3 protein-coding genes are annotated in these 1,077 nt (G+C 62.2%); all 3 read left to right on the top strand.

The window, feature by feature from the left end; genetic code table 11:
* Positions 1-237: alpha/beta fold hydrolase (locus AWV70_RS24760; protein ID WP_235588711.1), on the top strand; the 237-nt coding region annotated here is incomplete at its 5' end.
* Positions 238-383: 146 nt separating this feature from the next.
* A complete protein-coding gene (locus AWV70_RS24185; RefSeq protein WP_201024382.1) occupies positions 384-554 on the top strand; it encodes a hypothetical protein in 171 nt (56 codons plus the stop codon).
* A gap of 148 nt (positions 555-702) precedes the next feature.
* On the top strand, positions 703-870 hold the full coding sequence (locus tag AWV70_RS23870) for a hypothetical protein (protein WP_160327672.1): 168 nt from the start codon (positions 703-705) through the stop codon (positions 868-870).
* Positions 871-1,077: the final 207 nt, after the last annotated feature.

Genomic DNA, 1,077 nt, shown 5'->3' with positions numbered 1-1,077 from the left:
AGCCCGGAAGGCGCTCGAACAGCGCTGAGCGTTGATCGGTTCCAGAGTATAGCCCCCCAAGCACCGCTTGGCGCAGCAGAACCGGTATCCCGCGACGCCCGCTGCGTCAGACCAGGCGCAATCGCTGCAGCGAATCCCGGAGCCCGTATTGAACTGCCCGATGCCGAGCATCTGTCCAATCTCGAATGCCCCGACGCCTTCTCCGAGTTGATTGCGCCTTTTCTGGGTGAGGCCTAGCCGAAGCGGGGATTATCGGCGGCGGGATCCGCGACGGCGGGTATCGCTCGAGAGCCGGTCGTGCTAAGGCTATGCCATCACCGTGACGTTCGTCGGCACCCGGTGACTGAGAGACCCTGTGCTCCCGCTGCAATCAGGGAGGCCCCATGGATCTCAACTATCTGTTCGCCCGCCATCAGCTCTCGTTGATGAAGGCTTCCGTTGCCCTATGCGGTGAAGCGCGTGCTGCGCATCTCGGTCTGGCAAGGCTCTATGCCGAACGCATCGATCATGTGCGAAATGGCATGCGTGGCGGGGGACGGAGCGTATTTCTCTGATCGCTGCTTCGATAGCGTGTCGCATTTTCGCGGCTTGCTCGCGGCCTGAAATGCCGCTTGGTCAGGACCCATATCTCATGGCCATTTCACTATGAACGCCGCACGGGACCAGGCTGCCAGCCTGTGGCGCACCATTGGTGGCAATACGATGCGTGGCGGTCGCCGTGCGCCGCAGAAGATCGCGGAAGGCTCGCTGTGTGCGATGATGGCGCTGGTTGCCGAGGAGGATCCGGAGGAAATCTGGCGCCTGATGATCCAGACGGCAGATGGCCGCCATTTGCGCTCGTCGGAACTACGCGAGATGCTGCGGTCGTAGGATATCCGTCGGCGCCCTGAAGTGTGTCCTCCTTAGGGGAACTCAGGCGTGCGCCGTTCCGTAGGTCGCGGTGACGCTATGGCTGTGCTGGAGCACTGACCAGACCGCATGATAAAGATCCGCCCGGGCGATCTTGCCCAGGCGGGTCGCTTCCAGAAACTGGAAGTGGGCATGTCCTACCGAATCCATGCCCCAGCGGTCGTGCAG

The organism is Sporosarcina koreensis, from assembly GCF_001531445.1.
Classification (GTDB): domain Bacteria; phylum Bacillota; class Bacilli; order Bacillales_A; family Planococcaceae; genus Sporosarcina; species Sporosarcina koreensis_C.
Note: the sequence above shows the minus strand (reverse complement) of the source record. Positions and strands in the feature narration are given on the sequence as shown.

Excerpts from the sequence above, each read along its gene's own strand:
- AWV70_RS24185 (WP_201024382.1), top strand. The coding sequence starts at position 384 with ATGGATCTCAACTATCTGTTCGCCCGCCATCAGCTCTCGTTGATGAAG.
- AWV70_RS23870 (WP_160327672.1), top strand. The coding sequence starts at position 703 with ATGCGTGGCGGTCGCCGTGCGCCGCAGAAGATCGCGGAAGGCTCGCTG.